This window comes from Pseudomonas sp. MF09150, assembly GCF_059862355.1.
Window position 1 is genome coordinate 129847 of sequence record NZ_JCBCUS010000010.1, and the last position, 25936, is coordinate 155782.

24 protein-coding genes are annotated in these 25936 nt (G+C 64.2%); 8 read left to right on the forward strand and 16 right to left on the reverse strand.

Features of this window, described 5'->3' with window-relative positions; genetic code table 11:
- Nucleotides 1–46 precede the first annotated feature (46 nt).
- The 3 genes from AC19YX_RS29390 to AC19YX_RS29400 all read right to left on the reverse strand — a co-directional run bounded on the left by AC19YX_RS29390 (nucleotide 47) and on the right by AC19YX_RS29400 (nucleotide 4480).
- Nucleotides 47–2746: a TonB-dependent receptor gene (locus AC19YX_RS29390; protein ID WP_078471719.1), complete on the reverse strand. Its 2700-nt coding sequence runs from the start codon at nucleotides 2744–2746 to the stop codon at nucleotides 47–49.
- A 132-nt stretch (nucleotides 2747–2878) separates the two neighbouring features.
- Entirely contained in the window at nucleotides 2879–3895 is a 1017-nt protein-coding gene (locus tag AC19YX_RS29395; protein ID WP_500607650.1) for a FecR family protein, read from the reverse strand.
- Between the two features lie 63 nt (nucleotides 3896–3958).
- Nucleotides 3959–4480 carry an RNA polymerase sigma factor gene (locus AC19YX_RS29400; protein ID WP_020296957.1) on the reverse strand — a complete coding sequence of 174 codons (522 nt, stop codon included), beginning with the start codon at nucleotides 4478–4480 and terminating at the stop codon, nucleotides 3959–3961.
- Nucleotides 4481–4916: 436 nt separating this feature from the next.
- Between AC19YX_RS29400 and aroQ the strand changes: the two genes are divergently transcribed.
- A complete protein-coding gene (gene aroQ, locus AC19YX_RS29405; RefSeq protein WP_078471717.1) occupies nucleotides 4917–5357 on the forward strand; it encodes a type II 3-dehydroquinate dehydratase in 441 nt (146 codons plus the stop codon).
- A 5-nt stretch (nucleotides 5358–5362) separates the two neighbouring features.
- The gene (locus AC19YX_RS29410; protein ID WP_500607651.1) at nucleotides 5363–6217 is read left to right on the forward strand and encodes a shikimate dehydrogenase; all 855 of its coding nucleotides are present in this window, start codon (nucleotides 5363–5365) and stop codon (nucleotides 6215–6217) included.
- A gap of 112 nt (nucleotides 6218–6329) precedes the next feature.
- On the opposite strand, the gene AC19YX_RS29415 is transcribed toward AC19YX_RS29410, so the two are convergent.
- The 4 genes from AC19YX_RS29415 to AC19YX_RS29430 form a co-directional block, all read right to left on the reverse strand.
- Nucleotides 6330–6554 (reverse strand): hypothetical protein, encoded by a 225-nt coding sequence (locus AC19YX_RS29415; protein WP_078471715.1) that lies wholly within the window; start codon nucleotides 6552–6554, stop codon nucleotides 6330–6332.
- Nucleotides 6555–6705: 151 nt separating this feature from the next.
- Nucleotides 6706–7383 (reverse strand): TetR/AcrR family transcriptional regulator, encoded by a 678-nt coding sequence (locus AC19YX_RS29420; RefSeq protein ID WP_078471714.1) that lies wholly within the window; start codon nucleotides 7381–7383, stop codon nucleotides 6706–6708.
- Nucleotides 7384–7486: 103 nt separating this feature from the next.
- Entirely contained in the window at nucleotides 7487–9397 is a 1911-nt protein-coding gene (quiC, locus tag AC19YX_RS29425; RefSeq protein WP_500607652.1) for a 3-dehydroshikimate dehydratase QuiC, read from the reverse strand.
- A 3-nt stretch (nucleotides 9398–9400) separates the two neighbouring features.
- The gene (locus AC19YX_RS29430) at nucleotides 9401–9541 is read right to left on the reverse strand and encodes a hypothetical protein (RefSeq protein WP_500607653.1); all 141 of its coding nucleotides are present in this window, start codon (nucleotides 9539–9541) and stop codon (nucleotides 9401–9403) included.
- A 537-nt stretch (nucleotides 9542–10078) separates the two neighbouring features.
- On the opposite strand from AC19YX_RS29430, the gene AC19YX_RS29435 reads away from it, so the two are divergent.
- Nucleotides 10079–11416: an MFS transporter gene (locus tag AC19YX_RS29435; protein ID WP_078471824.1), complete on the forward strand. Its 1338-nt coding sequence runs from the start codon at nucleotides 10079–10081 to the stop codon at nucleotides 11414–11416.
- A gap of 90 nt (nucleotides 11417–11506) precedes the next feature.
- The gene (locus AC19YX_RS29440; RefSeq protein ID WP_078471712.1) at nucleotides 11507–13129 is read left to right on the forward strand and encodes a methyl-accepting chemotaxis protein; all 1623 of its coding nucleotides are present in this window, start codon (nucleotides 11507–11509) and stop codon (nucleotides 13127–13129) included.
- 6 nt (nucleotides 13130–13135) lie between these two features.
- Here AC19YX_RS29440 and AC19YX_RS29445 read toward each other — a convergent pair whose 3' ends face one another.
- The 4 genes from AC19YX_RS29445 to AC19YX_RS29460 form a co-directional block, all read right to left on the reverse strand.
- Nucleotides 13136–14014, reverse strand: coding sequence for a DMT family transporter (locus AC19YX_RS29445; protein ID WP_078471711.1), 879 nt, complete (start codon nucleotides 14012–14014; stop codon nucleotides 13136–13138).
- Between the two features lie 112 nt (nucleotides 14015–14126).
- On the reverse strand, nucleotides 14127–14882 hold the full coding sequence (locus tag AC19YX_RS29450) for a sugar phosphate isomerase/epimerase family protein (protein WP_500607666.1): 756 nt from the start codon (nucleotides 14880–14882) through the stop codon (nucleotides 14127–14129).
- Nucleotides 14883–14946: 64 nt separating this feature from the next.
- Entirely contained in the window at nucleotides 14947–15999 is a 1053-nt protein-coding gene (locus AC19YX_RS29455) for a Gfo/Idh/MocA family protein (protein WP_500607654.1), read from the reverse strand.
- Nucleotides 16000–16271: 272 nt separating this feature from the next.
- On the reverse strand, nucleotides 16272–17048 hold the full coding sequence (locus AC19YX_RS29460) for an IclR family transcriptional regulator (protein WP_500607655.1): 777 nt from the start codon (nucleotides 17046–17048) through the stop codon (nucleotides 16272–16274).
- 209 nt (nucleotides 17049–17257) lie between these two features.
- On the opposite strand from AC19YX_RS29460, the gene AC19YX_RS29465 reads away from it, so the two are divergent.
- A complete protein-coding gene (locus AC19YX_RS29465; protein ID WP_500607656.1) occupies nucleotides 17258–18982 on the forward strand; it encodes an FAD-dependent oxidoreductase in 1725 nt (574 codons plus the stop codon).
- A 10-nt stretch (nucleotides 18983–18992) separates the two neighbouring features.
- On the forward strand, nucleotides 18993–19841 hold the full coding sequence (locus tag AC19YX_RS29470) for an aldo/keto reductase (protein WP_500607657.1): 849 nt from the start codon (nucleotides 18993–18995) through the stop codon (nucleotides 19839–19841).
- A gap of 50 nt (nucleotides 19842–19891) precedes the next feature.
- Here AC19YX_RS29470 and pcaG read toward each other — a convergent pair whose 3' ends face one another.
- From pcaG to pcaQ, 3 genes are all read right to left on the reverse strand, one after another.
- Nucleotides 19892–20497: a protocatechuate 3,4-dioxygenase subunit alpha gene (gene pcaG / locus AC19YX_RS29475; protein ID WP_078471705.1), complete on the reverse strand. Its 606-nt coding sequence runs from the start codon at nucleotides 20495–20497 to the stop codon at nucleotides 19892–19894.
- Between the two features lie 11 nt (nucleotides 20498–20508).
- Entirely contained in the window at nucleotides 20509–21228 is a 720-nt protein-coding gene (pcaH, locus tag AC19YX_RS29480) for a protocatechuate 3,4-dioxygenase subunit beta (protein ID WP_020296942.1), read from the reverse strand.
- Between the two features lie 101 nt (nucleotides 21229–21329).
- Nucleotides 21330–22259 (reverse strand): pca operon transcription factor PcaQ, encoded by a 930-nt coding sequence (gene pcaQ / locus AC19YX_RS29485; RefSeq protein ID WP_201128116.1) that lies wholly within the window; start codon nucleotides 22257–22259, stop codon nucleotides 21330–21332.
- A gap of 140 nt (nucleotides 22260–22399) precedes the next feature.
- Between pcaQ and ypfJ the strand changes: the two genes are divergently transcribed.
- Both ypfJ and AC19YX_RS29495 read left to right on the forward strand, forming a co-directional pair.
- Nucleotides 22400–23287, forward strand: coding sequence for a KPN_02809 family neutral zinc metallopeptidase (gene ypfJ, locus AC19YX_RS29490; protein WP_078471703.1), 888 nt, complete (start codon nucleotides 22400–22402; stop codon nucleotides 23285–23287).
- A 2-nt stretch (nucleotides 23288–23289) separates the two neighbouring features.
- Nucleotides 23290–24261, forward strand: a complete 972-nt coding sequence (locus AC19YX_RS29495; protein WP_078471702.1) for a hypothetical protein — start codon at nucleotides 23290–23292, stop codon at nucleotides 24259–24261.
- A gap of 126 nt (nucleotides 24262–24387) precedes the next feature.
- On the opposite strand, the gene AC19YX_RS29500 is transcribed toward AC19YX_RS29495, so the two are convergent.
- Together AC19YX_RS29500 and tesB are read right to left on the reverse strand one after the other, a co-directional pair.
- On the reverse strand, nucleotides 24388–24975 hold the full coding sequence (locus tag AC19YX_RS29500) for an HAD family hydrolase (RefSeq protein WP_201128120.1): 588 nt from the start codon (nucleotides 24973–24975) through the stop codon (nucleotides 24388–24390).
- Nucleotides 24972–25841 carry an acyl-CoA thioesterase II gene (gene tesB, locus AC19YX_RS29505; RefSeq protein ID WP_078471700.1) on the reverse strand — a complete coding sequence of 290 codons (870 nt, stop codon included), beginning with the start codon at nucleotides 25839–25841 and terminating at the stop codon, nucleotides 24972–24974. Before tesB ends, AC19YX_RS29500 begins: the two co-directional genes overlap by 4 nt.
- Nucleotides 25842–25936 lie beyond the last annotated feature (95 nt).

Genomic DNA, 25936 nt, shown 5'->3' on the forward strand with positions numbered 1-25936 from the left:
CCGACTCCTGCCGGCTCCGGTTTTGCCCGTCATTGGGCAAAAGGGGTCAGAACTGATATTCCACGGTGCCCTGCAAGGTGCGGCCACGGCCGAGGGTGAAGGCCAGCACGTCGCCCAGGGGCACCAGGTAGGCGCGGTCGGTGACGTTTTCCATGGCCAGGCGCAGGGTCAGTTCATCGGTGGCGCGGTAGCTGCCATAGAGGTCGTAGACGGTGTAGGGCTTCCAGTCCGCCGGGTAGACGCCGCTCTGGGACACGGTGGTGGTGGCGGTGCCTTCTACCGCATACCCGGCGCTGTAACGGGCGCGGGCACCGATATCCAGCTTGCGTTCGAAAAAGCGTGCGCCCAGGGTCAGCGCGCCACGGTCCATCGGCATGTGCTCGGCCGAGCCGAGGATCGCGCTGCATTGGGTGGCGGCGTTGGCCGCATCATCGGGGCGCATGCCGACCACGATGGCTCCACGCCCCGAGCCTTGCTTGACGGCTTGGGTCACCCCACCCAGCCACGCGGTCTTGGCGCAGAAGTCGTTGCTGCCGATCATGTGGGTGTAGGACAGCTGGCCGTAGGCGCTTCCGGCGTCATAGTCCAACTGGTACTCGACGCCACGGAAGTGGGTTTCTTCCAGGTTGTTGACGTAGGCGCTGTTGCCGATGCCGGCCATGCCATAACCCGGCGGCTGCACGCCCATGTTCATGTAGATGAAGTCGTCGACCCGGGTGTCGAAGTAGGCAACCTTGATCCCCAGCCGGTCTTCGCTGAAAAACAGGTTCTCCTTGAGCACATTGACCCCCACCTCCCAGGCCGTGGAACGCTCCGGCTTGAGGAACGGGTTGGGGTACATGCTCTCGGCCCCGCCACCGTGGGGGCGCCCGGAAATCATGGTTTCGGTGACGGCCGGCGGACGCCAGCCCTTGCCGTAGGTGGCGAACAGTTGCAGCCAGTCCACCCCCGGCTTGACCGACAGGCCGAATGTCGGCGACAGGCGGCCCTCCTGATTGTCCACGTCGTAGGTCACCGGCACGGTGATCTGCCGGGGGGTGGCGCCAATCACGAAGGTCCGGGTATTGAGCCCGGTCTCGCCGCGCAGGCGGTATCGGTCATAGCGCAGCCCGGCGTTCATGTTCAGCCAGCCGTCATAGTCGTAATCCAGGCGTGCGAACAGACTGCCCAGGGCCCGGTCGCCCTCGGGGGTCATGGCCTCCGCCGCCGAAGCATTCACCGCCGACCCGCTGGCCACCGCCTGGCTGGAGTCCGGACGGACCTTGTCATAGAAGAACTCCAGGCCGTAGTTGGCCTTGAGCGTGGACAGCTCGCCCAGGGCGAAGGTCGAGGTGTTCTGCGCCTGGGCGCCGTAGGTATCGGTCTGGTATGTGATGGAGTAACCCGGGCTCGAACGGACGCGGACCGTGCTCTGATCGTTGCGGTTGTCGACGTAGTAGAGCTTGGCCTTGAAGTCGATCAGCGGGTTGTCCGGGGTGTAGCTGTAATCGAGTGCGAAGTTCTGTGCCCGGACCTTGCTGCTGCCGAGCTTTTCCCACAGTTGCCCGTTCTCGACGTTCATCATGTTCGCGTCGTCGTAGGACACTTCAGTCGTCAGGTAGCTCAGTTGCAGGCGCTGGTCCGCCGGCAGGTTGACCCCGAGCTTGAGCAGGCGCGACCGCATCACCGAGGCGGTGTAGTCCACGGTGGAGTTTTTCACCCGGTCGGTGGCGGTGGGGTCCATCGCCGCGCCGGTGCGCAGCTCGCCGATACTGCCCCGGGTGCCCGGGTTGTAATCCCCCAGGTGCCGCTCGCTGGCGGCCAGCAGCATGTCCCAGGCCTCGGTGCCGATGGCAAAGGCGGAACTGCCGATAAAATGCGTACCGTTACTGCGCCCGCCCAGCCCGGTGGTCAGGCGGATGCGCCCGCCGATTTCCTTGCCCGGCTTGAGCAGGTCGCTGGCTTCGACGGTGCGAAAGTTGGCGATCCCGCCAATCACTCCCGCGCCGCCCATGCCGGAGGTCGCGCCCTTTTCGATGACCACCTCGGAGAGCAATTCCGGATCGACATACAGGGTGCCGTTGCGTTGCTGGTGGCCGCTCTGCTGGTAGTTCTGGCGCATGCCGTCGATCGACATGTTGACCCGGCCGTAGTCTTGGATCCCGCGGATATTCACGGAAAGGCCCGGGTCCTGCTGGTTGACCGCCGAGTACACGCCCGAGGTTTCTTCCAGCATGTCTGCCGCATGCCGCGGCGGGTTGCGGTCCAGTTGCTCGCGACCGATCACGCTCACCGAACGCGGATCACCATAGACCCAGTCGCCTTTCTTGCCTTCGCGGTTGCCGGTGACAGTCGTGGTGGCCAGCGCCAGGGCGCCATCATGGCCGCCGGCGACCCGGCTCAGGGTCACCTGGCGCTCACCGGTGAAGCGGTACTCCACTGGAGCATTGCCCAGCAGCCGCGCCAGGCCTTCCTGCACGCTGTAGCGACCATTGAGCGCCGAGCTTTGCAGCCCTTGCAGGCGCTGGCTGTCGAACAACACTTGCAGCCCGGCCTGTTCGGCAAAGGCCAGGACCGCCGCCCCCAGGGGTTGTGCGGGGATTTCGAAGTTCAACAGGTACTGCTGATCGGCACTCGGCTGGCTGGCGCCAACCGGCTCGGCGGCGTGCAACAGGCCAACGCCCGCCAACCAGCCTGCGACTCCCAGGTGAACAGCAAGGGCCAACCGGCGACCGGTACTGGCTTCCTTGCGACTGCTTCCCCTCATTGTTGTTATCCCCACGCTGGCCATCTTGTGTGTATGCGAATGCATCTCACTAGCAAGACGTGCCAGGGGCGAAAACTCAGTAAGTTTTTTTCAGGTTTTTTTATCGCAATCGAAAAAGCCCCGGGACAGGGCTCAATAAATCAGGCTGACACCGGCCAGGTCAAAGCGCTGCACCTGCAATTCCCGAGTCAGGGTGGACAGGGCCGTGTCCAGCATATCCAGGCGGAACACGCCACTGACCTGGCGCTCGGCCAACTCGCTGCTGGTCAGCACCACGCGCCCCGGGCGATAGCGGTTGAGCTGCTCGACCACATTGGCCAGGGGCAGGCGATCAAACACCAGCACCCCACGGCGCCAACTGGTGGCGCGCTGCAGGTCGAAGTCCTGCAGCGCGACCACGCCGGTCTGCGGGTTGTAGCGCGCGCTTTGCCCTTCTTCCAGGACCCGTTTGCCCGGCCCCTGCTGCGCCGGGGATTGCAGGCTGACAGCGACACTGTGCTGCAGCACGCCGACCCAGGCCTGCTGGCTGCTTTCACGCCCGACCACAAACCGGGTGCCCAGTGCGCGGGTCTGGCCGCCCGCGCTTTCCACCACAAAAGGGCGGGTTTCCCCGGGGCCCATGGGCGCCACATCGAACACCGCCGAACCTGCCAGCAGCCGTACCTGGCGCTGCTGATCGGTGAAATCGAGGCTGATGGCGCTGCCTGAATCAAGCTCCACCTGACTGCCGTCGGTCAGTTGCACCGTACGCACCTCACCCTTGGCGGTCAGGTAATCGGACTGCATGCGCAACAGGGCTTGCGGCCCCTGCCACCAGCCGACACAGACCGCCAGGGTCAGCGCCGCCACACTGGCTGCCAGGCGCCCAGTGCGCCGCCGGCGTGCTGCAGGTCGTGTGGGCTCGGCGGCAGGCGCCGAGGCACGGCGTGCCGGCGTCAGCCGGGCACTGTCCGGTTCCAGGTGCAGTTCGCCCAGGGCCGCCCAGGTCTGCTCGGCAAAACGCAAGGCCGGGCCATGCCGGCTATCGCGGGCCTGCCATTGCTCAAGCTCGACCTGCTCGGCCGCACTCAAGTGACCGGCGTGCAAACGCACCGCCCAGTCGGCGGCCGCCTCAGTGATACTGCGCTCTTGCGGACCCTGGCTATTCACGTGTGAATCTCGATTTCTCGTTATATATAAGCAGTGACGTCTAACCCCGACATTTACCGTAATTCATTCGTCGGCGGGCCGCTCATCGGTGCCTTGCAGGCGTTGCATGACATAGGCCAACGCCCGGGAAAGATGCTTTTGCACCGAACTGTCGGAAATGTTCAAGTGCCGGGCCACCTCGGCATGGGTCATGCCCTCGATCCGGTTCAGGCGAAAAATCTCCTGGGTCCGTTGTGGCAGTTCAGCCATCGCCTGCTTCAATGCCATCCGCTGTTGCTGCGCCATCGCCTGCGCCTCCAACCCGGCCAGTTCATCTTCGATTTCAGCCAGCGCTTCATGGGACACGGTGTCAGTCTTGCGCCGCGCCTCCTGACGAACATGGTCGATCAGCAGATTCCTGGCCGTTCGGTAGAGATACCCCTGTGAATTGTCGATGCGTTCGCCACGGGTCTGCTCGGCCAGGCGCAGGAAACTCTCCTGCACCAGGTCGGCAGCCAACTGCGGGTCCCGTACCTTGCGCGCCAGATACCCACGCAAGGTAGCGGCATGCTTGAGAAACAGGCCCTTGAGATCCACGTCCGACAAACCGACTCCCTGGAACTTGAAGGAAATTGGCGGGCATCTTACGGCTTGTCGAGAATCATTTTCAATTGATATCAGCACCCATCTACCACCGCACGGGTGCAACAACCTCGGTAAGGCATCAGGGCGCGCCGCAGCCCACCCTGCACGAACGGCCGCCTGTTTTTCCGTTGAAACGGGTTGCCCGGGCCTTGCCCTCGCCGCCCTGACGTCCAGCGCGCGCCGCTACCAGCACTACGGCCAGCAAGTGCTCAGCCATTCCGGCGACTCGGGTTTGTAGCTCAGGGCACGGGAAGTTGTTCGATAAACGAACACTTAATGCCGCGCGGCCTCCTCCGTCGACACCCTGCAATTGACCTAATTAACCAGTTAGTACAATTTATCCGCACAAGCGGGCCTCGCACGCCACGCCAACAATAACAACGGAGATTCACCCCCTATGCCCCCTATCGTCCTGGTGCTCAACGGCCCCAACCTGAACCTGCTCGGCACCCGCGAACCCGCGACCTACGGCCATGAAACCCTGGCAGATATTTCTGCCCTGTGCGGCCGCGCCGCCGAAGAGTTCGGGCTGGCGGTGGAGTTTCGCCAGACCAACCACGAAGGTGAACTGCTGGACTGGATTCATGCCGCCCGTGGCCGCTGCGCCGGCATCGTGATCAACCCCGCCGCCTGGACCCACACCTCGGTGGCCATCCGCGATGCGCTGGTGGCCAGTGAATTGCCGGTGATCGAAGTGCACCTGTCCAACGTCCATGCCCGCGAGCCGTTCCGTCACCATTCGTTCGTGTCCTCGATCGCCCAGGCGGTGATGTGCGGTTTCGGCAGCAATGGTTATCGTCTGGCACTGGAACATTTCAGCCAGCGTTTGAAGGGGTGAATCGCATGAGCAAAACCAACGCCATTCTCGCCGGCCTGATCGGCGCCGGCATCCAGGCCTCGCGCACCCCGGCCCTGCACGAACATGAGGGCGATGCCCAGGGCCTGCGGTACCTGTACCGCCTGATCGACCTCGACCCGTTGCAACTCGACAGCAGCGCGCTGGCCGACTTGCTGCTGGCCGCCGAACGCATGAGTTTCACCGGCCTCAACGTGACCTTCCCCTGCAAGCAAAGCATCATCCCGCTGCTCGATGAGCTGTCCCCCGAAGCCCGTGGCATCGGCGCGGTGAACACCGTGGTGCTCAAGGACGGCAAGCGCATCGGCCACAACACCGACTGCCTGGGTTTTGCCGAAGGCTTCCGTCGCGGCCTGCAGGGTGTGGCCCTGGACCAGGTGGTGCAGATGGGGGCTGGCGGGGCCGGTGCGGCGGTGGCCCATGCCCTGCTTAGCGAGGGTGTGCAGCAGCTGAGTATTTTCGATGTGGAAGCGAGCCGTGCCCAGGCCCTGGCCGACAACCTGAACCAGCACTTCGGTGCCGGTCGCGCCAAGGCCGGTGTCGACCTGAGCAGCACCCTGGCAAGGGCCTCGGGCCTGGTCAACACCACGCCGATGGGCATGGCCAAGCTGCCGGGCATGCCGGTGCCGGCCGCCTTGCTGCGGCCTGCGCTGTGGGTCGCGGAAATCGTCTACTTCCCGCTGGAAACCGAACTGCTGCGCAACGCCCGGGCCCTGGGTTGCCGGACCCTGGACGGCGGCAACATGGCGGTGTTCCAGGCGGTGAAGGCCTTTGAACTGTTCAGCGGCGTGACCCCGGACGCCCAGCGCATGCTGGAGCATTTTCAGAGCATGAACGGCTGAGTCTATAGCCGCGCCCTGAACATATGCCGCGGCGCCCCTGGAGAAACGCAGTGCTGCAAATGGCCAGCGCAGCCTGGCGGCAGCGGCTACAGAGGGCCCATGGAGCGCCGGCTTATTCGGGCTTGAGTTGCAAGCGCGAGAGCAAGGCCACCAGCAGGATGTTGAACAGGATCATCAACACGCTGCTGAAGATGCCGATCACGCTGATCAGGGCGCTGGGCATCCAGTCGAACAGGCTGGTGCTCAGCAGGCCGAGCAAGCGTTCGGCGAGCCAGAACGAGTCGACCACAATCATCAGGATCAGGATGACTTTCAGGGTTGGGACGGGATTGCCCATGATGCATTCCTTGGCGTTGAGGGAGGGAAGCGCGGAGCTTAGCTGAACCGCCAGAGGTTGTATCCGACCTGCCCGCCCCATGACGTAAAAAGCCCGCCGCCTGCGGTCACACGCAGGGGCGGGCTTTTTTGTCGACGCTCGAGGGACCGCTTCAGGCCTGCAGGTAGCGCAGCACCGATTCGCAGATCATTTCCCGGTGGCGTTGCTTGATGCTTTCGTCCGGCAGGTCGATCTGGAAGATCTCGCCAAAGGTATGCCGGTTGGACACCCGGTAGAAACAGAACGAACTGATCAGCAAATGCACGTCCAGCGGGTCCAGCCCACTGCGGAATACCCCCGCCTCGAGGCCGCGTGTGAGGATCTCGCCCAGGGCATGAAGGATGGTGTTGTTCATCGCCTTGATCGCGCTGGACTGCTTGACGTACTCGGCGTTGTGGATGTTTTCGATGCTGACGATACGCACGAAATCGACATTGCGATCATGGTGATCGAAGGTGAATTCCACCAGGCGCCGGATCGCTTCCCGCGGTTCCAGCTCCGCCAGGTGCAGGCGGCTCTCGGTACTGCGGATGTCACCGTAGAGCTTTTCCAGGACCTCGACGTAGAGCTGTTCCTTACTGCCGAAGTAGTAATAGATCATGCGCTTGGAGGTATGGATGCGCTCGGCGATGGCATCCACGCGGGCGCCGGAAAGGCCCTGCTGCACGAACTCGACAATGGCTTCTTGAAGGATGTTCTCGCGGGTCTTTTCCGGGTTGTTCTTGCGACTCTTGCGCGGCTCCACCAGCGGTTGCTCGGGGGCTACGGAGAGTTCTGGGGTCATTGTCATTCTGGGCTCACGGCCAACGCTGCACACGCGGGCGATTATGGGCCGCGTGTGCCAGCGAAAGAAAGCACCGGGGCGACCTGGACCGCCCCGCGTTACCAAACTCCTACAACTTGGCCTGGCGCACCGCACCGCTGCGCGACTTGGCCATGGCCGCCAGGCGTACCGCGACGTTCGCCGCGCCGTATCCGACGTAGCCATTCTTGCGCTGGATGACCTCGAAGAAGAACCGCCCTTCGAACGGCTCGGTGTACACGTGGAACAGCTCGCCGCCCTGGGCATCGCGGTCGTAGAGCACGTTGTAATAGGCCAGCTCGCTGAGGAACTCATCGTCGAAATCGAAGCGCGCCGCCAGGTCGTCGTAGTAGTTGAGGGGGATGTCCAGCAACGGCACCCCAGCCTCTTTGGCACGGCTGACTTCGGCGAAGATATCCGCACAATCGAAGGCGATGTGGTGCACACCGGCCCCCCGATAGCTCGACAGCGCGTGGGAGATGGCAGTGTTGCGGTTTTCCGAGATATTGAGCGGCAGGCGGATCGAGCTGCAGCGGCTGCGCAAGGCGCGGCTTTTCACCAGGCCGTAAGGGTCGGGCAACACCACCTCATCGTCGGCGGCAAAATCCAGCAGGCTCTTGTAGAACAGCACCCAGCTGTCGAGGGTGTCGGCCGGCAGCGCCATGGCCATGTGGTCGATGCGCTGCAGGCCGCCTTTGGCGACCACACCGGGCAGCATGTTGAAGTCGGTGTCGTACAGGTGCTGGCCGCCATTTTCCTGGTCCACCAGGTAGATCAGGCTGCCATCGGGCTCGCGCACGGCGGCCAGTTCCAGCTCGTTCGGCCCGACCAGCCCACGATAAGGCTGGCCTTTATAGGCCACCGCCCGCTCCAGCGCCTTGGCGCTGTCCTTGACCCGGATCGCCGTGGCACAGACCGAAGGCCCATGGGCCTCGAAGAAACTGTGGGCGAAAGAGTAAGGCTCGGAATTGAGGATCAGGTTGATATCGCCCTGGCGCAGCAGACTGACGCTTTTCGAGCGATGCTGGCCGGCCTTGGCAAAACCCAGGCGTTCCAGCCAGCCACTGAGCTTGGCGCCCAGGGCTTCGTCCACGGCGAATTCGAGAAACTCGGTGCCACCGTACTCGCTGGCCGGCGGCGGTGCGAACAACTGGTCGAGGTTGGCCACCGGTTGCCCTTCCTGCAGCAGGCGGTCGCGGGTTTTCTCTTCCAAGTACAACAGCGAGCGCAGGCCGTCGGCGGCATTGGCCCGTGGCGGTGCGGCACGAAAGCCGTCGTTGAAGATTTCCAGGGACAAGGGGCCGGTGTAGCCGCTCTTGATGATCGGCGCGAGAAAACCCGGCAGATCGAATTCGCCCTGCCCCGGGAAGCAGCGGAAATGCCGGCTCCACTCCAGCACGTCCATGGCCAGGATCGGCGCATCGGCCATTTGCACGAAGAAGATCTTGTCCCCGGGGATCTGCGCAATCGCCGCCGGGTCGCCCTTGAGCGACAGGGTATGGAAGCTGTCCAGCAACACCCCGAGGCTTGGGTGGTCGGCCTGGCGCACGATGTCCCAGACCTGTTGATACGTATTGACGTGACGGCCCCAGGCCAGCGCCTCGTAACCGATACGCAAGCCCCGGGCTCCGGCGCGCTCGGCCAGCAGGTGCAGGTCGTCGATCAGGATCTGTTGCTCGCCGACGCTGTCGGCCGAGGCGTTGCTGCAGACCAGCACCAGGTCGGTGCCCAACTCCTGCATCAGGTCGAATTTGCGTTCCGCGCGCTCCAGGTTGCGCGCCAGCCGGTCGCGGCGGCAGCCTTCAAAGTCACGGAAGGGTTGAAACAGGGTGATGGCAATGCCCAGGTCGGCGCACATCTGTTTGATTTCGCGCGGGCTGCCGTCGTAGTACAAAAGATCGTTTTCGAAGATCTCCACCCCGTCAAAACCGGCGGCGGCAATGGCTTCGAGTTTTTCCGGCAGGGTACCGCTCAAGGATACGGTGGCAATGGAACGCTGCATGTTTCAACTCCCGGTGATGACTGCTCTGTAGCCGCACAGGCGGCGATCGGTACCGGCCGCAGCGGGCCTGGCGGGCGCGGTGCAGGCCATCTGCTCGGCCGCATCGCTCATCAGGCAGCCCTTGTGCGCTACGCGTACGATCACGACGTACGGCGGCTCCACGAGGTCCGCGTCTTTTATTAGGTGAGCGAATTATTCAGCGAGCCCATCTATACAGCAATTCAAAGTGTACGAACCAGTTAGTTTTTAGGGCGATTATCGAACACAATGGCCATTGGTGAATTGACGATTTTTCGTCCACTGCGCACCATCCACCCCACATTGAGTCGGCAGCAAACCCCCGGCCTCAATCACCCTAGACCCAGAACACACCATAAAAATTTCAAAAATCGGGTAGACCCTCATGCTTGCACTCAACGCCCCGCTTTCCTGCTTTCCCCTCCGGTTCTCGCCTGGCCCAGACGCTATTGGCACTCTGCATACGGACGCTCTACGCCCCCTGGGCTGAATCGTACCCAGCGGATCAGACCGCTTTCGCCCCCTTCCCCCCCGGGAGCCGACGAAAGCCTTCAGCCGATCAATCTTCGAGTTCACCTGCGGCCGGCCCGCACTCCTGAATTGATCAAGCGACCTTGAGTCCCGACGAGTCGACGCTCGTCAGTCATTGAACGGATGGCCAACATGATTCCTTCGCAAAGCTCTTCCATGGCCTCGCGCCTCGGGGCCGCCAACGGCGGTATAGGCGACAAGATCCGCGGCGCCATGGCGGTCGGCAAGACCCGCTGGGGCATGCTCGCACTGGTGTTTTTCGCCACCACCCTGAACTACATCGACCGCGCCGCACTGGGCGTGATGCAGCCGATCCTGGCCAAGGAGATGAGCTGGACGGCGATGGACTACGCCAACATCAACTTCTGGTTCCAGGTCGGTTACGCCATCGGCTTCGTGCTGCAGGGACGCCTGATCGACCGTATCGGCGTCAAGCGCGTGTTCTTCTGCGCCGTGCTGCTGTGGAGCCTGGCCACCGGCGCCCACGGCCTGGCCACCTCGGCCCTGGGCTTTATGGTCTGCCGCTTTATCCTCGGGCTGACCGAGGCCGCCAACTACCCGGCCTGCGTGAAAACCACGCGCCTGTGGTTCCCGGCCGGCGAACGCGCCGTGGCCACCGGCATCTTCAACGCCGGGACCAACGTCGGCGCCATGTTCACCCCGATGTTGCTGCCGTTGATCCTGCACGTCTGGGGCTGGCAGGCAGCGTTCCTGTGCATGGCTGCACTGGGTGGGATCTGGCTGCTGTTCTGGGGCCTGAAGTACTACAACCCGGAAGATCACCCGACGGTGAAACAGGCTGAACTGGAGTACATCCAGAAAGAAGTCGAACCCGAGCAAACCCGCGTGCCCTTCTCGCGAATCCTGCGCATGCGTGGCACCTGGGCCTTCGCCCTGGCCTACTCGATCACCGCGCCGGTGTTCTGGTTCTACCTGTACTGGCTGCCGCCGTTCCTCAACCAGCAATACAACCTGGGCATCAGCGTGACCCAGATGGGTATCCCGCTGATCATCATCTACCTGACCGCCGACTTCGGCAGCGTCGGCGGCGGCATTCTCTCGTCGTTCCTGATCGGCCGCGGGATCAACCCGATCAAGGCTCGGCTGATGTCGATGTTCCTGTTCGCCTGCTGCATCATCGGCGTGATCATGGCGGCCGGCACGGCCAACCTGTGGCTGGCGGTCTTCGCCATCTCCCTGGGCATCGGGGCCCACCAGGCTTGGACCGCCAACATCTGGAGCCTGGTGATGGACTACACGCCCAAGCACATGATGAGTACGGTGTTCGGTTTCGGCGGCATGTGCGCTGCGGTCGGCGGCATGTTCATGACCCAGCTGGTGGGCCATATCCTGACCGTGACCAACAACAACTACACCGTGCTGTTCACCCTGATCCCGGCGATGTACTTCATTGCCCTGATCTGGCTGTACTTCATGGCCCCGCGCAAAATTCCGAAAATCGAAGACTGACGCTCCCTTCGCGCAGGCCCGGTTCAACGGGCCTGCGCTTTTTTTCTCGACGCCCTCTTATTTTTTTCTTCCCGCTACGCAGGCCCTCCCATGCCCCTGGTTAACCTGAGCATCGCCCAACGTGCCGTGATCAGCTTTGGCGTCATCGCCTTGCTGGTTTTGCTCCAGGGCCTGTTCGCCCTGAAACAGATGGCCGAAGTCCGCGCCACCGGCCAGCACACGGAAACCGTGTCCCTGCCCAGCACCCGCTACCTGGGAGAAATCCGCGACTACGTCCTGAGCATCCGCGTGCTCAGCCTGCGCATGGCCCTCAACCGCGACCCCAAGGTGCTGGAGCCCACCATCGCCCGCCTGCATCAGGTTGAAGGTTGGCTGGACCAGGCCCTGGAAAAATTCGCACCGCTGGTGGGTGACTACAACCGGCAGCAGTACCAACAGTTCGTGGCCACCGTGAGCACTTACCGCCAGGCCCTGGACCAGTACGAGGCGCTGTCCCAGGCCAACCGCAGCGTGGAAATGAACGCGCTGCTCAACGGCCAGATCCAGGATTACTCGACCCGCACCGGCGACCAGTTCGCCGAGTTGATGAACCTGACCGCCGCCGAAGTCAGCCAGTCGGCGCAGCATGCCGACACCTTGTACAACCAGGTCAAATTCACCGTAATCGGCGCCCTGCTCGCTGTCGCCCTGCTGACCCTGGCCCTGGCCTGGCTATTGACCCGCAGTATCGTCGGGCCGATCCGCCAGGCGGTGGGCGTGGCTGAGCAGGTGGCGGCCGGCGACCTGAGCCAGACCATCGAGAGCCGCGGCAAAGACGAAACCGCGCGCCTGCTGCGAGCCCTGGCCAGCATGCAGGGCAGCCTGCGCGACACCTTGCAATCCATCAGCGGCACCTCGACCCAACTGACCGCCGCCGCACAGCAGATGAGCCACAGCACCCTTGAGGATTCCAGCCGCCTGCAACGCCAGCACAATGAGATCGAACAGGCGGCGACGGCGGTCAACGAGATGACCAGCGCCGTTGAAGAGGTGGCGCGCAACGCTGTGTCGACATCCGACACCACGCGCCTGTCCAGTGATGAGGCCACTCAGGGCCGGGCACGGGTGAACCAGACCCTGGACTCGATCCAGGCCATGAGCGGCGACGTCGGCAATGCCCTGCAACAGGTGCAGACCCTGGCCGAGCAATCCCGGGAGATCGGCAAGGTGCTGGACGTGATCCGCGCGATTGCCGAGCAGACCAACCTGCTGGCCTTGAATGCCGCTATCGAAGCGGCGCGGGCCGGGGAAGCCGGACGCGGGTTTGCCGTGGTCGCCGATGAAGTGCGAGCCCTGGCCCACCGCACCCAGCAGTCGACGCAGGAGATCGAGCAGATGATTGCCCGGGTCCAGGGCGATACCGACGGCGTGCTGCATTCGATGCAGGGCAACAGCCAGCGCGTGGCCCAGACCTTGTCCTTGGCCGAACAGGCTGGGCTGGCGCTGGCGCAGATCACCCGGGCCATGGAGCAGATCCACGAGCGCAATCTGGTGATCGCCAGCGCCTCGGAAGAACAGGCCCAGGTCGCCCGCGAGGTGGATCGCAACCTGCTGAACATTCGCGACCTGTCACTGGAAAGCGCCGACGCCTCGACCCGCACCAACGCCACCAGCCAGGAGCTTGCGCAACTGGCCACCGGGTTGCAGAACCTGGTGCTGCGCTTTCGCTTCTAGGCCGGCTCAGCGACGCCGTTGTTGCCAGGCCGCGGCCAGGCCGCTGAGGCAAATCACCGCGATGCCGACCTGGGTGATCAGGTCCGGCGTGTGGCTGAACAGCAGCCAGCCCAGCAGCCCGGCAAACACGATCTGGCAGTAACCGAACGGCGCCAGCAAGGCCGGCGCCGCCAGGCGAAAGGCCTGGGTCAGGAACAGGTGGGCGGTCATGCCGCAGGTCCCGAGCGCCAGCATCAAGATGCCGTGGGTCAGGGTCGGCACTTGCCAGAAAAACGGCACCAGCGCGCTCATCACCAGGGTGTTGCACAGCCCGGCAAAAAAATTACTGGTGGTCGGGCTGTCGTACTCCGCGAGTTTGCGGGTCAGCAGTTGGTAAAAGCAGAAACACAGGGCCGAGCAAAACGGCAGCAGCACCGCCGGGGTAAACAGCTCGCCACCGGGGTGGATGATGATAATGACCCCGATAAAACCGCAGATCACCGCCAGCCACTGCCCCCGGGAAACATGCTCGCCCAGCAGCGGCACCGACAAGGCCGTGACCAGCACCGGAGCCAGGAAGTTGACCGCCGTGGCTTCCGCCAGGGGAATGAACAATAACGCCGAGGTGAACAGCAGGCTGGTGCCCAGCAGGCACAGGGCCCGCGCCAGTTGCCACAGCGGGCGCTTGGTGCGCAGTACCCGCAGGCCCGATTGCGGCAGGAAGATCCCGGCCATCAGCAGCGTGTGCACTAGGTACCGGGCCCAGACCACCATGATGATCGGGTAGAAACCGGAGAGGTATTTGGACAACGCGTCGTGACTGGAAAACAGGAAGGTCGCGAGGACAACCAGCAGGATGCCTTTCAAAGGCTGGTTGACACCGGAAAGGGGTGTGCTGATGGTCATTGGAGGTCCTTGTTTTAATCCTGGTTCAGGCCGTATCGCCGCCAATCCGGCTCCTGCAAGGTCACGACATCTTGTAGGAACCCGCTGTCCGGCGATAGGTTCATCTGCCGCTCTAGATCCTCGCCAACAGCGCCCGGGTCTTGTCCAGGGCCATTTGCGCCCGTTGCAAGGCACTCACGCCCTGCTCCATCAAGCGCACAGCCGGGATCTCCAGGCTCAGTGGCAAGCCGGCCGGCAGACAATGCAAGAGCCCCGCCAAGTCGCAGTCGCCATCACCGGGGAAACGCCGCTCATTGCGCGCCTGGCGCAGGATCTCTTGCATATCGTCCGGCCGCGGGCCCGCCACATCGCACAGCTGGGCATAGCGCAGCCGTGCCGGCGCGACCTTGGCCAGGTCATCGAGGGACGATGCCGAGCGATCAAAATGAAAGGCATCCACCAGCACGCAGCCGTTGGCGCGCCCGGCATTCTCCACCACCCGCACCGCCTGTTCGAGGTTGCGTGCATCGGTCCAGGGCATGAATTCCAGATGGGGGTGCAAGCCGTAGGGCCCGGCCAGGTCGCAGAGCGCGGCGAAGTTGTCGGTCAGGCGCGCCTCATCGGGATCGTTGCCGGCCAGCAGCAATTCGCTGGCACCGAACTCGGCACCCACCGCGAGGATCGCTTCGAAGTCGGCGACCCGGGTCTCGGGCTTGAGCCGCAGGATTTCCACATCCAGCACGCCGATCCCGGTATCGCGCAGGCGCGCCAGGGTCTGGCGGCGCAAGTCGGCGTCGGCCACCAGCGGGAAATGATGTTCTTCCGGGGTGGCCGGCACCAGGCGCAGGCCGACGTGACTGTAGCCGGCGCGCGCCGCGACCTCGACCATTTGCGGCGGCGACAGCTCGAGCACGGTGAGGCTGGCCAGGGAAAAGATTCGTGGGTCATGGGCTTCACTCAATCAGCGCCGGGGCACAGGCCCGGCCGGTTTCGGCGGCTTCGCGGATCGCCTCGATCAGGGCCAGGGTGCGCGCGGCATCGGCGACGCTGACCAGGGGCTCGACTTCACGCCGTGCGACTTTGACGAAATGCTGCAGTTGCAGGCGCAAGGCCTCATCTTCGCTGAAGCTTTCCTGCACCACCTGCAACGCTTGATGCCAGCCGCCGCTGCTCTCGGCGTATTGCCAGCGCTTGAGCTGCGGGATGCTCAGGGCGCCGCCGGTGCCGGCCAGCAGGTAGCAGGGCTGATCGGCCTGGCGCGGGTACACCGGGTTCTCGCCGGAATCCAGTTCCCAGCTCCAGGGCGCCGCCACCGCGTCGGAACCGGTCAGGCTGCCCAGGGCACCATTGTCGAATTGCAGCAGCACGGCCGCGCAATCCTCATTGGCAAAACCGCGTACGGCGTTGCTGGTCATCGCCTGAACCTGGCGCACTTCGCCACACAGGTGACGCAGCAGGTCCAGGTCGTGGATCAGGTTGGTCAGCAACATCCCGGCCCCGGCTTCACGACGCCAGGGGATCTCGAAATAGCTGTCGGGTTTACGCAATTGCCACAGCGCGGTGACCGTGGTCAGCCGCCCGAGGGCGCCGCCGTGCACCAACTCATGGGCCCGCACGATCAGTGGATTGTGCCGGCGATGATGCCCCACCAGCACCGGCACTCCGCTGGTACTGGAGGCCGCCACCAACTGGCGCACCTCGTCCATCTGCACACCCACCGGTTTCTCCAGCAACACCGGCACGCCGGCAGCCAGGCAATCGAGGGCGGTGCTGACATGCAGGTTGTTGGGGTTGGCGACAATCACCCCGTCGGGCCGGGACTCGGCCAGCATCTGCCGGTGGTCGGCGTAATGCGGCACCTGCCATTGCGCAGCGACTTCGGCCGCCTGGGGACCAGGGTCGGCCACTGCGCAAAGCCGGGCTTCGGCAAGCGTCTTGAGGTGGTGGTAATGCTGCTGGCCCATGTTGCCGGCGCCGATCAGGGCGATACGCAGTGGCGAACTCAATGCGCGATCCTCTTGTGATTGTTATCGGGAAGCTCAATTCAAATTATTTAGAACTCAGTTCCACTTTCACACAAGCACAAAACAAAATACTGTCCGATCAGCGCACAACTTTCCAAACCCATTACAAGCAAGCCGTGCTGCAAACCCGTAGCCGCTGCCGAGGCACGAGGCTGCTCTGGCCGATGCGGACGCCGTGGTGGCGTCAGATGTATGAGTGTCGAGGCGCAGGGCCAGCGCAGCCTGGCGGCAGCGGCTACAGGGCGAAGCTGTTGTCAGTTGAAGAGTTCGGAGGCTTGGCTTGCGGCGCTGAGTTCGGCAGCGAAGCTCAGCAGCAGCGGCGCCAGTTCGTGCAGGCGGGCCAGGGGCAGGCGGGCGCTGGGGCCGGCGATGCTGAGGACCCCCACCACCCGCTGATCCATCGGATGACGCACCACCGCGGCGATGGCCGAAGTGCCCACCGCCGAGCTTTCCTCGACCCAGGCATAGCCCTGCTCCCGCGCCAGGCGCAGGCGTTCGAGCAATTCAATGTTCGAGCGCGGCGCATTCGGCCCCAGCTCATCCGGCACCCCGGCGCCCTGACGCTCCACCAGGGCCAGGGCCTCGGCGTCGCTCAGGCAGGCCAGCCAGGCATGCCCGGAAGCGGTGTAGAACAGCGGCGCCTCGCGCCCCATGTCCGGGTCGTAACGCAGGCCGGAACGAGCGCCCTGAGACTTGGCGATCCAGGTCTGGCGCTCGCCCTCGATCACCCCCAGGCGCACCAGTTCACCACTTTCCTGGGCCAGCCGGTCGAGCACCGGCTGCACGATATCGGCGCCGCTGCTGGCCAGGTAGCGAAAGCCCATGGCCACCAGCTTGGTCGACAATTGATAGCGCAGGTTGTCCGGATTCTGCCGCACGTACCCCAGGCGAATCAGCTCCGCCAGCAGACGATGGGTGGCGCTTTTCGGGATCTCGAGTTGCTCGGACAGGGCCTGCATCGGCACACCCCGGGGGTCACTGGTAAGACTTTCCAGAACGCTGAACACGCGTTCGATTTGACTGCCGGCCATGGTGGGGGTCCAGACGAAATTTGGCCGATTCTAGAGACAACCGGCGCAATGGGAAATACACCGCGGCATCGTTCGATAACCGCACAAAAAAAGCATCGGCACGGCTCCACTCGCTCAGCGTGCCTTGCTGTGCGCTATTCGACTCCGTATATTTTTTGGAATCAAGTTCCAAAAAATAATAAATCCCCTGCTCCGGAGTTTTTTCGCCCATGTCTGCCGCACCCAGCCTGCATCACCCCGATATCGACTGCGATGTGCTGATTGTCGGCTCCGGCGCGGCCGGGCTTTCAGCCGCCGTCACCGCCGCCTGGCACGGCTTGAAGGTGATAGTGGTGGAAAAGGACCCGGTGTTCGGCGGTGCCACGGCCTGGTCCGGCGGCTGGGCCTGGGTACCCTGCAACCCGCTGGCCCAGCGCGCGGGGATTATCGAAGACGTCGAGCTGCCGCGCACCTACCTCAAGCATGAACTGGGCGCGCGTTACCAACCGGCGCTGATCGATGCCTTTCTTGAAGCCGGGCCGCGCATGGTGGCGTTTTTCGAGCGCCACACCGCCCTGCAATTTGCCGACGGCAATGGGATTGCCGATATCCACGGTGACAGCCCCGGGGCCGGCACCGGTGGTCGCTCGGTAATCGCCGCGCCCTACGACGCACGCCAGGTCGGCAAGCTGCTCAAGCGCTTGCGCAGAACCCTGCGCGAAACCTCATTCATGGGCATGCCGATCATGGCCGGCGCCGACCTCTCGGCCTTCCTCAACCTGACCCGTTCGCTGCCCGCCGCCTGGCACGTGACCCGGCGCTTCAGCCGCCACCTGCTGGACCTCGCCGTCCATGGCCGGGCCATGCAACTGGTAAACGGCGTAGCCCTGGTGGCGCGCCTGGCCAAGTCCGCCGAAGACCTGGGCGTGCTGCTCTGGGAGTCGGCGCCGGTGACCGAGTTGCTGCAGGACAACGGCGCCGTCACCGGCGCAGTGGTCAGCACCGCGCGCGGACAGATCCGCATCAATGCGGCCAAGGCAGTAGTACTCGCCGCCGGAGGCTTCCCCAACGATATCGAACGCCGCAAGGCGCTGTTCCCGCGCACCCCCAGTGGCCACGAACACCTGGCCTTGCCGCCCCTCGGCGCCAGCGGCGATGGCCTGCGCCTGGGGGAAAGCGTGGGCGCCCAGGTCGACAGCGACATGGAGTCGCCGGTGGCCTGGGCCCCGGTGTCCGCCGTGCCGTACAAGGACGGCAGCGTCGGCCACTTCCCGCACATCATCGAGCGCGGCAAACCGGGGATCATCGGCGTGCTGAGCAATGGCCGGCGCTTCGTCAACGAAGCCGACGGTTACTACGATTACGTCCGGGCCATGGTCGCGGCGGCGCCGGAAGGCGAGGAAGTGGCGTCCTGGCTGATCTGCAGCCATGGCTTCCAGCGCCGCTACGGCCTGGGCATCTCCCGCCCCTTCCCGTTGCCGGTGGCGCCCTTTATCCACAGCGGCTACCTGAAAAGCGCCCCCACCATCGAAGCCCTGGCCCAGGCCTGCGGCATCGATGTGAACGGTTTGCGCGAGACCCTGTCGCACTACAACCGGCACGCGCATCAGGGCCAGGACCCGGAGTTCGGCCGCGGCTCGACCCCCTACAACCGCAAACAGGGCGACCCGCTGCACCAGCCCAACCCTTGCGTGGCGCCCATCGAGCACGGCCCGTTCTACGCGGTGAAGTTACAACCGGGCTGCTTCGGCACCTTTGCCGGGCTCAAGGTCAACCAGCACGCCCAGGTGCTCGACGGCCAAGGCCAGGCGATTGCCGGTTTGTACGCAGCGGGCACCGACATGGCCAGCATCATGGGCGGCCACTACCCCGCCGGCGGCATCAATCTCGGCCCGGCCCTGACGTTCGGCTACATTGCCGGACGCCACATCGCCGGGGCCATCGCTTACGAATAGGAGATCGACCATGCAGCACTCAGCCAACAGCCCCATCCTGACCCAACATGGCCTGCACATGCCCAAGCTGGGCCTGGGTACCTGGCCGATGCTGGGCGAGGAATGCACCCGCGCCGTGGAACAGGCGTTGAGCCTCGGTTACCGGCACATCGACACGGCCCAGGCCTACAACAACGAAGAGGCGGTCGGCCAGGCGCTGAGCAACACCGACGTGCCCCGGGAGCAGATCCACGTCACCACCAAGGTCTGGTGGGACCAACTGCAACCCGATGCCATGCGCCACTCCATGGAGCGCAGCCTCAAGGCGCTGCAGACCGATTACGTCGACCTGTTCCACATCCACTGGCCAACCCCCGACATGGACTTGCAACGCACCCTGGAAACCCTGGCGTCGTTCAAGGAACAAGGCCTGGCCCGCCATATAGGCGTGGCCAACTTCCCGCTGGCGCTGCTGCGCCGGGCGGTCGAAGAACTGGGTACGCCGTTGTCGGCCATCCAGGTGGAGTACCACGTGCTGCTGGGCCAGAGCGGCTTGCTGGACTATGCACGCCAGCACGACATGGTGCTGACCGCCTATACGCCGCTGGCCCGCAACAAGGTTTCGCAGATCCCGCAGATCCAGCAGATCGCCGCCAAACACGGGGTGCTGCCGACCCAGGTGGCATTGAAGTGGTTGCTGGATCAGGACAACGTCGCGGCCATTCCCAAAGCCAGCAGCCAGGCCAACCAGTTGGCCAATCTTGGGGCTTTGCAGGTGCAGTTGGACGATGAGGATCGGGCGTTGATTGCGGACTTGCCGAAGGACCAGCGCCAGGTCAGCCCGGATTTCGCGCCACAGTGGGACGTGTTTGATCGTTGAAATGAGGGGGCATTAGGCGCCATTGGCAGTCCAATGGCGCCGGGGTCTTTCTAGAAGTCGAAGAACACGGTTTCGCCTTCACCCTGGATGCGAATATCAAAGCGGTAGGCGCGTTGGCCGTCGACTTCGCAGGGATGGGCCAGCAGGGTTTCGCGACGTTGCGGCTGTTCGATCAGGTTCAGCACCGGGCAGCGCGCGTTGGCCTCCGACTCGTCGGCAAAGTACAGCCGGGTGTGCAGGTGGATGTTGATGCCCCGGGCAAACAGCGACAGGTTGATGTGCGGCGCCATGGCCACCCCCGCCGCGTTCTGCACCACACCTGGCTTGATGGTGTTCAGCGTCCACTCGCCGGCGTCGAAGGTGGTGGCGGTACGCCCGAAGCTGTTGAAGGTTTTTTCCGAATCGAAGACCGGGTCATAGACCCCCTCGTGGTTGGCTTGCCAGAACTCCAGGAACGAGTCGCGCACCAGATGGCCATTGCCGTCGTAGACGTGGCCGATCAGCAGGATCTGTTCGCCGGCCGCGTCAGGCTTGGCCATCTGGTTCCAGATTTCATCGCTGCGGGTCGGGTTGCCGGCAGCGGCCAGGGCCAGGCCGATGTGCACATAAGGGCCGGCCGTTTGCGAAGGGGTTTCGGGCAGCAGTTCGATAGGCATGGGCAAGCTCCTCAGCAGTTCTCGAAATGGGTCTTGCGCTGGCCGCGCAACACGATGTCGAAGCGATAGGCCAGGCAGTCCATGGGGTTGGCGTTGCCCATGTCGAGGCGCGCGATCAGGCTCTGCACCGCATCCGGGTTGGCAATCGACTTGACGATCGGGCACAGCGGGATCAACGGATCGCCTTCGAAATACAACTGGGTGATCAGGCGCGTGGCGATGGACGGACCGCTGATGGAGAAGTGGATGTGCGCCGGGCGCCAGTCGTTGGGGCCGTTGCGCCAGGGGTACGGCCCGGGCTTGATGGTGCGAAAGCTGTAGTAGCCGTCACGGTCGGTCAGGGCCCGGCCGACGCCGCCGAAGTTCGGGTCCAGGGGCGCCAGGTAGCGGTCGTTCTTGTGCCGGTAGCGGCCGCCGGCGTTGGCCTGCCACATCTCCACCAGGGTATGGGGGATCGGCTTGCCGTACTGATCGCAGACCCGCCCGGAAACGATGATGCGCTCGCCCACCGGCAAGCCGCCGTTGTTGAAGTTGAGCAGCAGGTCGTTGTCGAAACGGCCGGTCTTGAGGTGGGAGAAATCCGGGCCGCTGGTTTCACTCACCGATTGCGGGATGCTGACCAGTGCCTGGCGCGGGGAGCGGGCGACGGACGTCTTGTAGTCGGGGGTCAAGGCCTTGGGGTGCCAATTACGGTCGCGAATCACGAAGCGACTGCTGTCTGCATCAGACATGTCGATCTCCTGTTGTTGGATTTATGGAGCTGCCCTCGCAGTCTCACCCAACAACAGGAAGCGGAAAATTGAAAAGCCGCCCGCCAACCATAACCAAATGGTTATGGATAAAGCCCTTCACGATAAGCGCTGCCCACTTCCCGCAGAACGTCGACGCACCATTGCCCGGCCAGCGACAGCGGCAGGCTGGCGTTGCTCGAAATCCCCACCGAGCCCCCGGGCTCGCGCAACCCCAGGTCGATCTCGCACAACTCGCCGTTGGCCAGGTCCAGGCGCACCGCGTCCAGCGGGGCGATCCACAGCGCATCAGTGGATAACGCATAACGCCGGCTCAAGGTCACCGACAGGGTTTCCAGGCGCTGCCGGGATTGGCCGATGCCGCACTGCACAAACAGGCTGTCGGCGAACTTGCGGATGGTAGTGCCCGCCAGCGGCAGCACCAGGGGAAAGCGCTCCACGGCGTCGCGATCGAGAGGTCCGGCGAGCAAGGGATGCTCCGGGCGCGCCACCAGGGTCATCGACTCGCTGTACAGGTGCTCGAAGCTCAGGCCCTGGATCTCCGGGCTCTCGGTCATGCGCCCCACCACCAGGTCGACATCCCCGACCCGCAGCTGCGACAACAGGTAGGCGCTGGGGCCGGTGACCACACTCACCGCCAGTGCCGAGTGGCGCTGGTGCAGGCGCCGCACCACTTCCGGCAGCAGCAGGCTTTCAGCGGTCGACAGCACCCCGAGGCGCACCACTCCGGCCGCATATTCACCGCCACGCAGGGTATCCACACCCTCGCGCAGGGCCTGCACCGAAGGCCCGGCATAACGCAAGAAGGCCCGGCCGGCCTCGGTCAGGCTGAGCCCGGCCTTGCTGCGCAGGAACAGGCTGGCATCGAGCAGTTGCTCCAGTTCCTTGAGGGTTTTCGACATCGCCGGCTGGCTCACGGCAAGCACATCGGCGGCACGCGCGAGGCTGCCCTGGCGAGCCATTTCAAGAAAACACACCAGGTGACGGAATTTGATGCGGGTATCGATGTTCAATAGTGAGCCCCGAATAGGTCTGGACAGCAGCGATGCGGCCGCGGGCAATGGTAACGTGCGCGCAAATGCCTGACGACCGGACTGGCGTCGGCACCACTCACCAGCAACACTCACAGCCAACGATAACGAGGATTCACCCCATGCTTTGGAAAAAAGGGCGGCGCAGCGACAACGTGGTGGATGCTCGCGATGACAGCGGTGGCGGTGGCGGCGGCATGCGTTTCGGCGGCGGCAAGGGCCTGAGCCTGACGGCCATCCTGCTGATCGTCGGCATCGGCTGGATCACCGGCCAGGACCCGATGCAGATCCTCGGGCAACTGACCGGGCAGATGGAGCAATCGGCACCGGCCACGACCCAGACGCGCCAGGCACCACCGGCCAATGATCAACAGGCCGAGTTCGTGCGCGCCATCCTCGGCGACACCGAAGACACCTGGGGCCAGATCTTCCAGGAGGCCGGGCGCCAGTACCAGCAACCCAAACTGATTCTGTTCCGCGGTCGGGTGAACTCCGCCTGCGGCGCCGCCACCTCGGCCACCGGCCCCTTCTACTGCCCTGCCGACCAGCAGGTGTACCTGGACATGGACTTCTTCCGCGAAATGTCCCAGCGCTTTTCCGCCGCCGGCGACTTCGCCCAGGCCTATGTAATCGCCCACGAAGTCGGGCACCACGTGCAGACCCTGCTCGGGGTCTCGGCCAAGATCCAGGCTGCACGCCAGCAAGGCCGGCAGATGCAGGGCGATGGCGGGCTGCTGGTGCGCCAGGAACTGCAAGCCGACTGCCTGGCCGGAGTCTGGGCCAACCATGCGCAAAAACGCCTGAACTGGCTGGAGCCCGGGGATATCGAAGAAGCCCTGAACGCCGCCAATGCCATCGGTGATGACCGTTTGCAGCAACAAGGCCAGGGACGTGTGGTGCCGGACTCCTTCACCCACGGCACCTCGGCGCAGCGCGTGCGCTGGTTCAAGACCGGCTTCAGCCAGGGCCAGATCGGCCAGTGCGACACCTTCGCCGCGAAGAGCCTTTAAAAATGCGCGTACTGACGCTGGTTGCGCTGTGGATCGCCTGTGCCAGCGCACAGGCGGCGGAACATGGGGTCAAGGACATCAGCCCCGAGCGCCTGGCGCTGGACGGCGGTGAATTGGCCGTGGGCCTGAGCCAGGATTGGCGACAGCCGCTGCCGCAGATCCAGCGCGCACTGATCATCGTCCATGGCCGCCTGCGCAATGCCCAGACCTACCTGCACAGCGCCGAACAGGCCGCCAGCCAGGCCGGGCAAGGCGCGAACACCCTGGTGATCGCGCCGCAGTTTCTCAATGAGTCCGACGTGCAGCGCAACCACCTGGACCGCCAGGTACTGCGCTGGAAGGGCAACGACTGGATGGCGGGCGAGGCATCCATCGGCCCGGGCCAGGTCAGCTCCTATGGCGCCCTCGACCAGATCATCAAACACCTGGGCAACCACACGCTGTTTCCGGCGCTGAAGGAAATCGTGGTCGCCGGCCATTCCGGCGGTGGCCAAGTGGTGCAGCGTTTCGCTCTGATCGGCCACGATCACCCGACCCTGCAACGCGAAGGCATCAGCCTGCGCTTTGTGGTGGCCAACCCATCGTCCTATGCGTACTTCAGCCCGCAGCGGCCGGTGCGGTTCGATGCAGCCGATTGCCCGGGCTTCGACAACTGGAAATACGGCCTGCAGCAGCTGCCGGACTACGCCCGGGGTCAGAGTGCGGAGCAGTTGGAGCAGGCGTACGTGTCACGCACTATCACCTACCTGCTGGGCCAGCAGGACACCGATCCGAACCATCCGGCACTGGATAAAAGTTGTGAAGCCGAGGCCCAGGGCGCCTATCGCCTGATTCGCGGGCACAACTATTTCGACTACCTCAAGCAGCGCCACCCGCAGTTGAGCCATCGGTTGGTGGAGGTGCCGGGGGTGGGGCACAACGGAGATGGGATGTTGACCTCGCCTGAGGGGCAGAAGGCATTGTTCGCCCGCTGAGGGGGCGGACTTTATTGGGGGGCGCTACGCGCCCCAGCGGGAGCAAGCTCCCTCGCCACTAGAAGCCATCTGTAGCCGCTGCCGAAGACTCGGGCCGCAGCGGCTCCAAGGGAACAAACGCCCTCGCTAGATCATTTTCTGCAACGCGCCGCAGTCTGCCGCGTGCCAATCCGCCAGCTCCGGCCATGGGTTCTCCGGCAGGTTGACCAACACCGTGCGCGTGCCTGCGGCGCGGCCGCAGTCGAGGTCGAAGCGGTAGTCGCCCACCATCACCATGGCGCCGGGCGTCACCTCCCAGGCCTCGGCCAACTTCAGCAAGCCACCCGGGTGCGGTTTGGGCGGCGCATCATCGCGGCCCAGCACGTCGTCGATGGCAAAGCAGTCCGCCAGACCGATGGCCTCCAGGGTGATATGGGCCAGCTCCCGCGCGTTGCGGGTCAGGATGCCCAGGCGATAGCCGCGCTGCGCCAGGTCGCGCACCAGCTCCACCGCCCCCGGCGCCGGGCGTGAGCCCAGGGCCAGTTCACGCTCATGCTCCAGCAGCCAGGCATGTTTGGCCGCGGCTTCTGCGGCGGGCAAGGCCGCGAGATGGGTCAGAATGTCGTCTTCCGGGGGGATATCCAGGGCCTGGCGAATGGCGGCGAAATCATGCACTGCAATCGTCAGGGTGCCGTCCATATCGAACACCCAATGGCGTATGTCCGAAAGGCTCATGCCCAGTCCTTGCGATGACGGATCAGACCTTCCTGGGTAACCGACGCCACCAGTTGCCCGGCGCGGTTGAACACGCTGCCACGGGAGAAACCACGGGAATTGCCGGCCCATGGGCTGTCCATGGCGTACAGCAACCAGTCGTCGGCGCGCAGATCGGCATGGAACCACAGCGCGTGGTCGAGGCTGGCGACCTGCATGTCCTTCTGCCACACCGATTTGCCGTGGGGCAGCATCGAAGTGGTCAGCAGGCCGAAGTCGGAGGCATAGGCCAGCAGGTACTTGTGCAAGGCCGGGATATCGGCCAAGGCGCCGTCGGCGCGGAACCACACGTACTTCACCGGGTCCATCGGCTGCGGGTTGTACGGGTCTTTTTCGGTGACCGGGCGCACTTCGATGGGTTTCGGGCACAGCAGTTTTTCACGCATGTGCTCAGGGATCAGGTGCGCGCGCTGCTGGGTGATTTCCAACTCCGAGGGCAGGTTTTCCGGGCCCACCACTTGCGGCATCTGGTTCTGGTGTTCGAAGCCCTGCTCGTCGTACTGGAACGAAGCGCTGCAGGTGAAGATCGGGTTGCCCTTCTGGATCGCGGTCACCCGGCGCGTACTGAAGCTGCCGCCATCACGCACCCGGTCCACCTGGTAGACCACCGGCAAACCGGCATCGCCCGGGCGCAGGAAGTAACCGTGCATGGAATGCACATGGCGTGCTTCTTCCACGGTCTGACTGGCTGCGGACAAGGACTGGCCCAGCACCTGGCCGCCGAACAGCTGGCGGAAGCCCAGGTCCTGGCTGCGACCGCGAAACAGGTTTTCTTCGATCGGTTCCAGGGTCAACAGGTCGACCAGATCTTCCAACACGTGGCTCATTCAGGATCTCCTCACACAGAGCAATACCGCGCAGTCTTGGCTGCGGCGGGCAATTCAATCAGGGGGCATCCTGATAATCGGCACATTCTAAACGC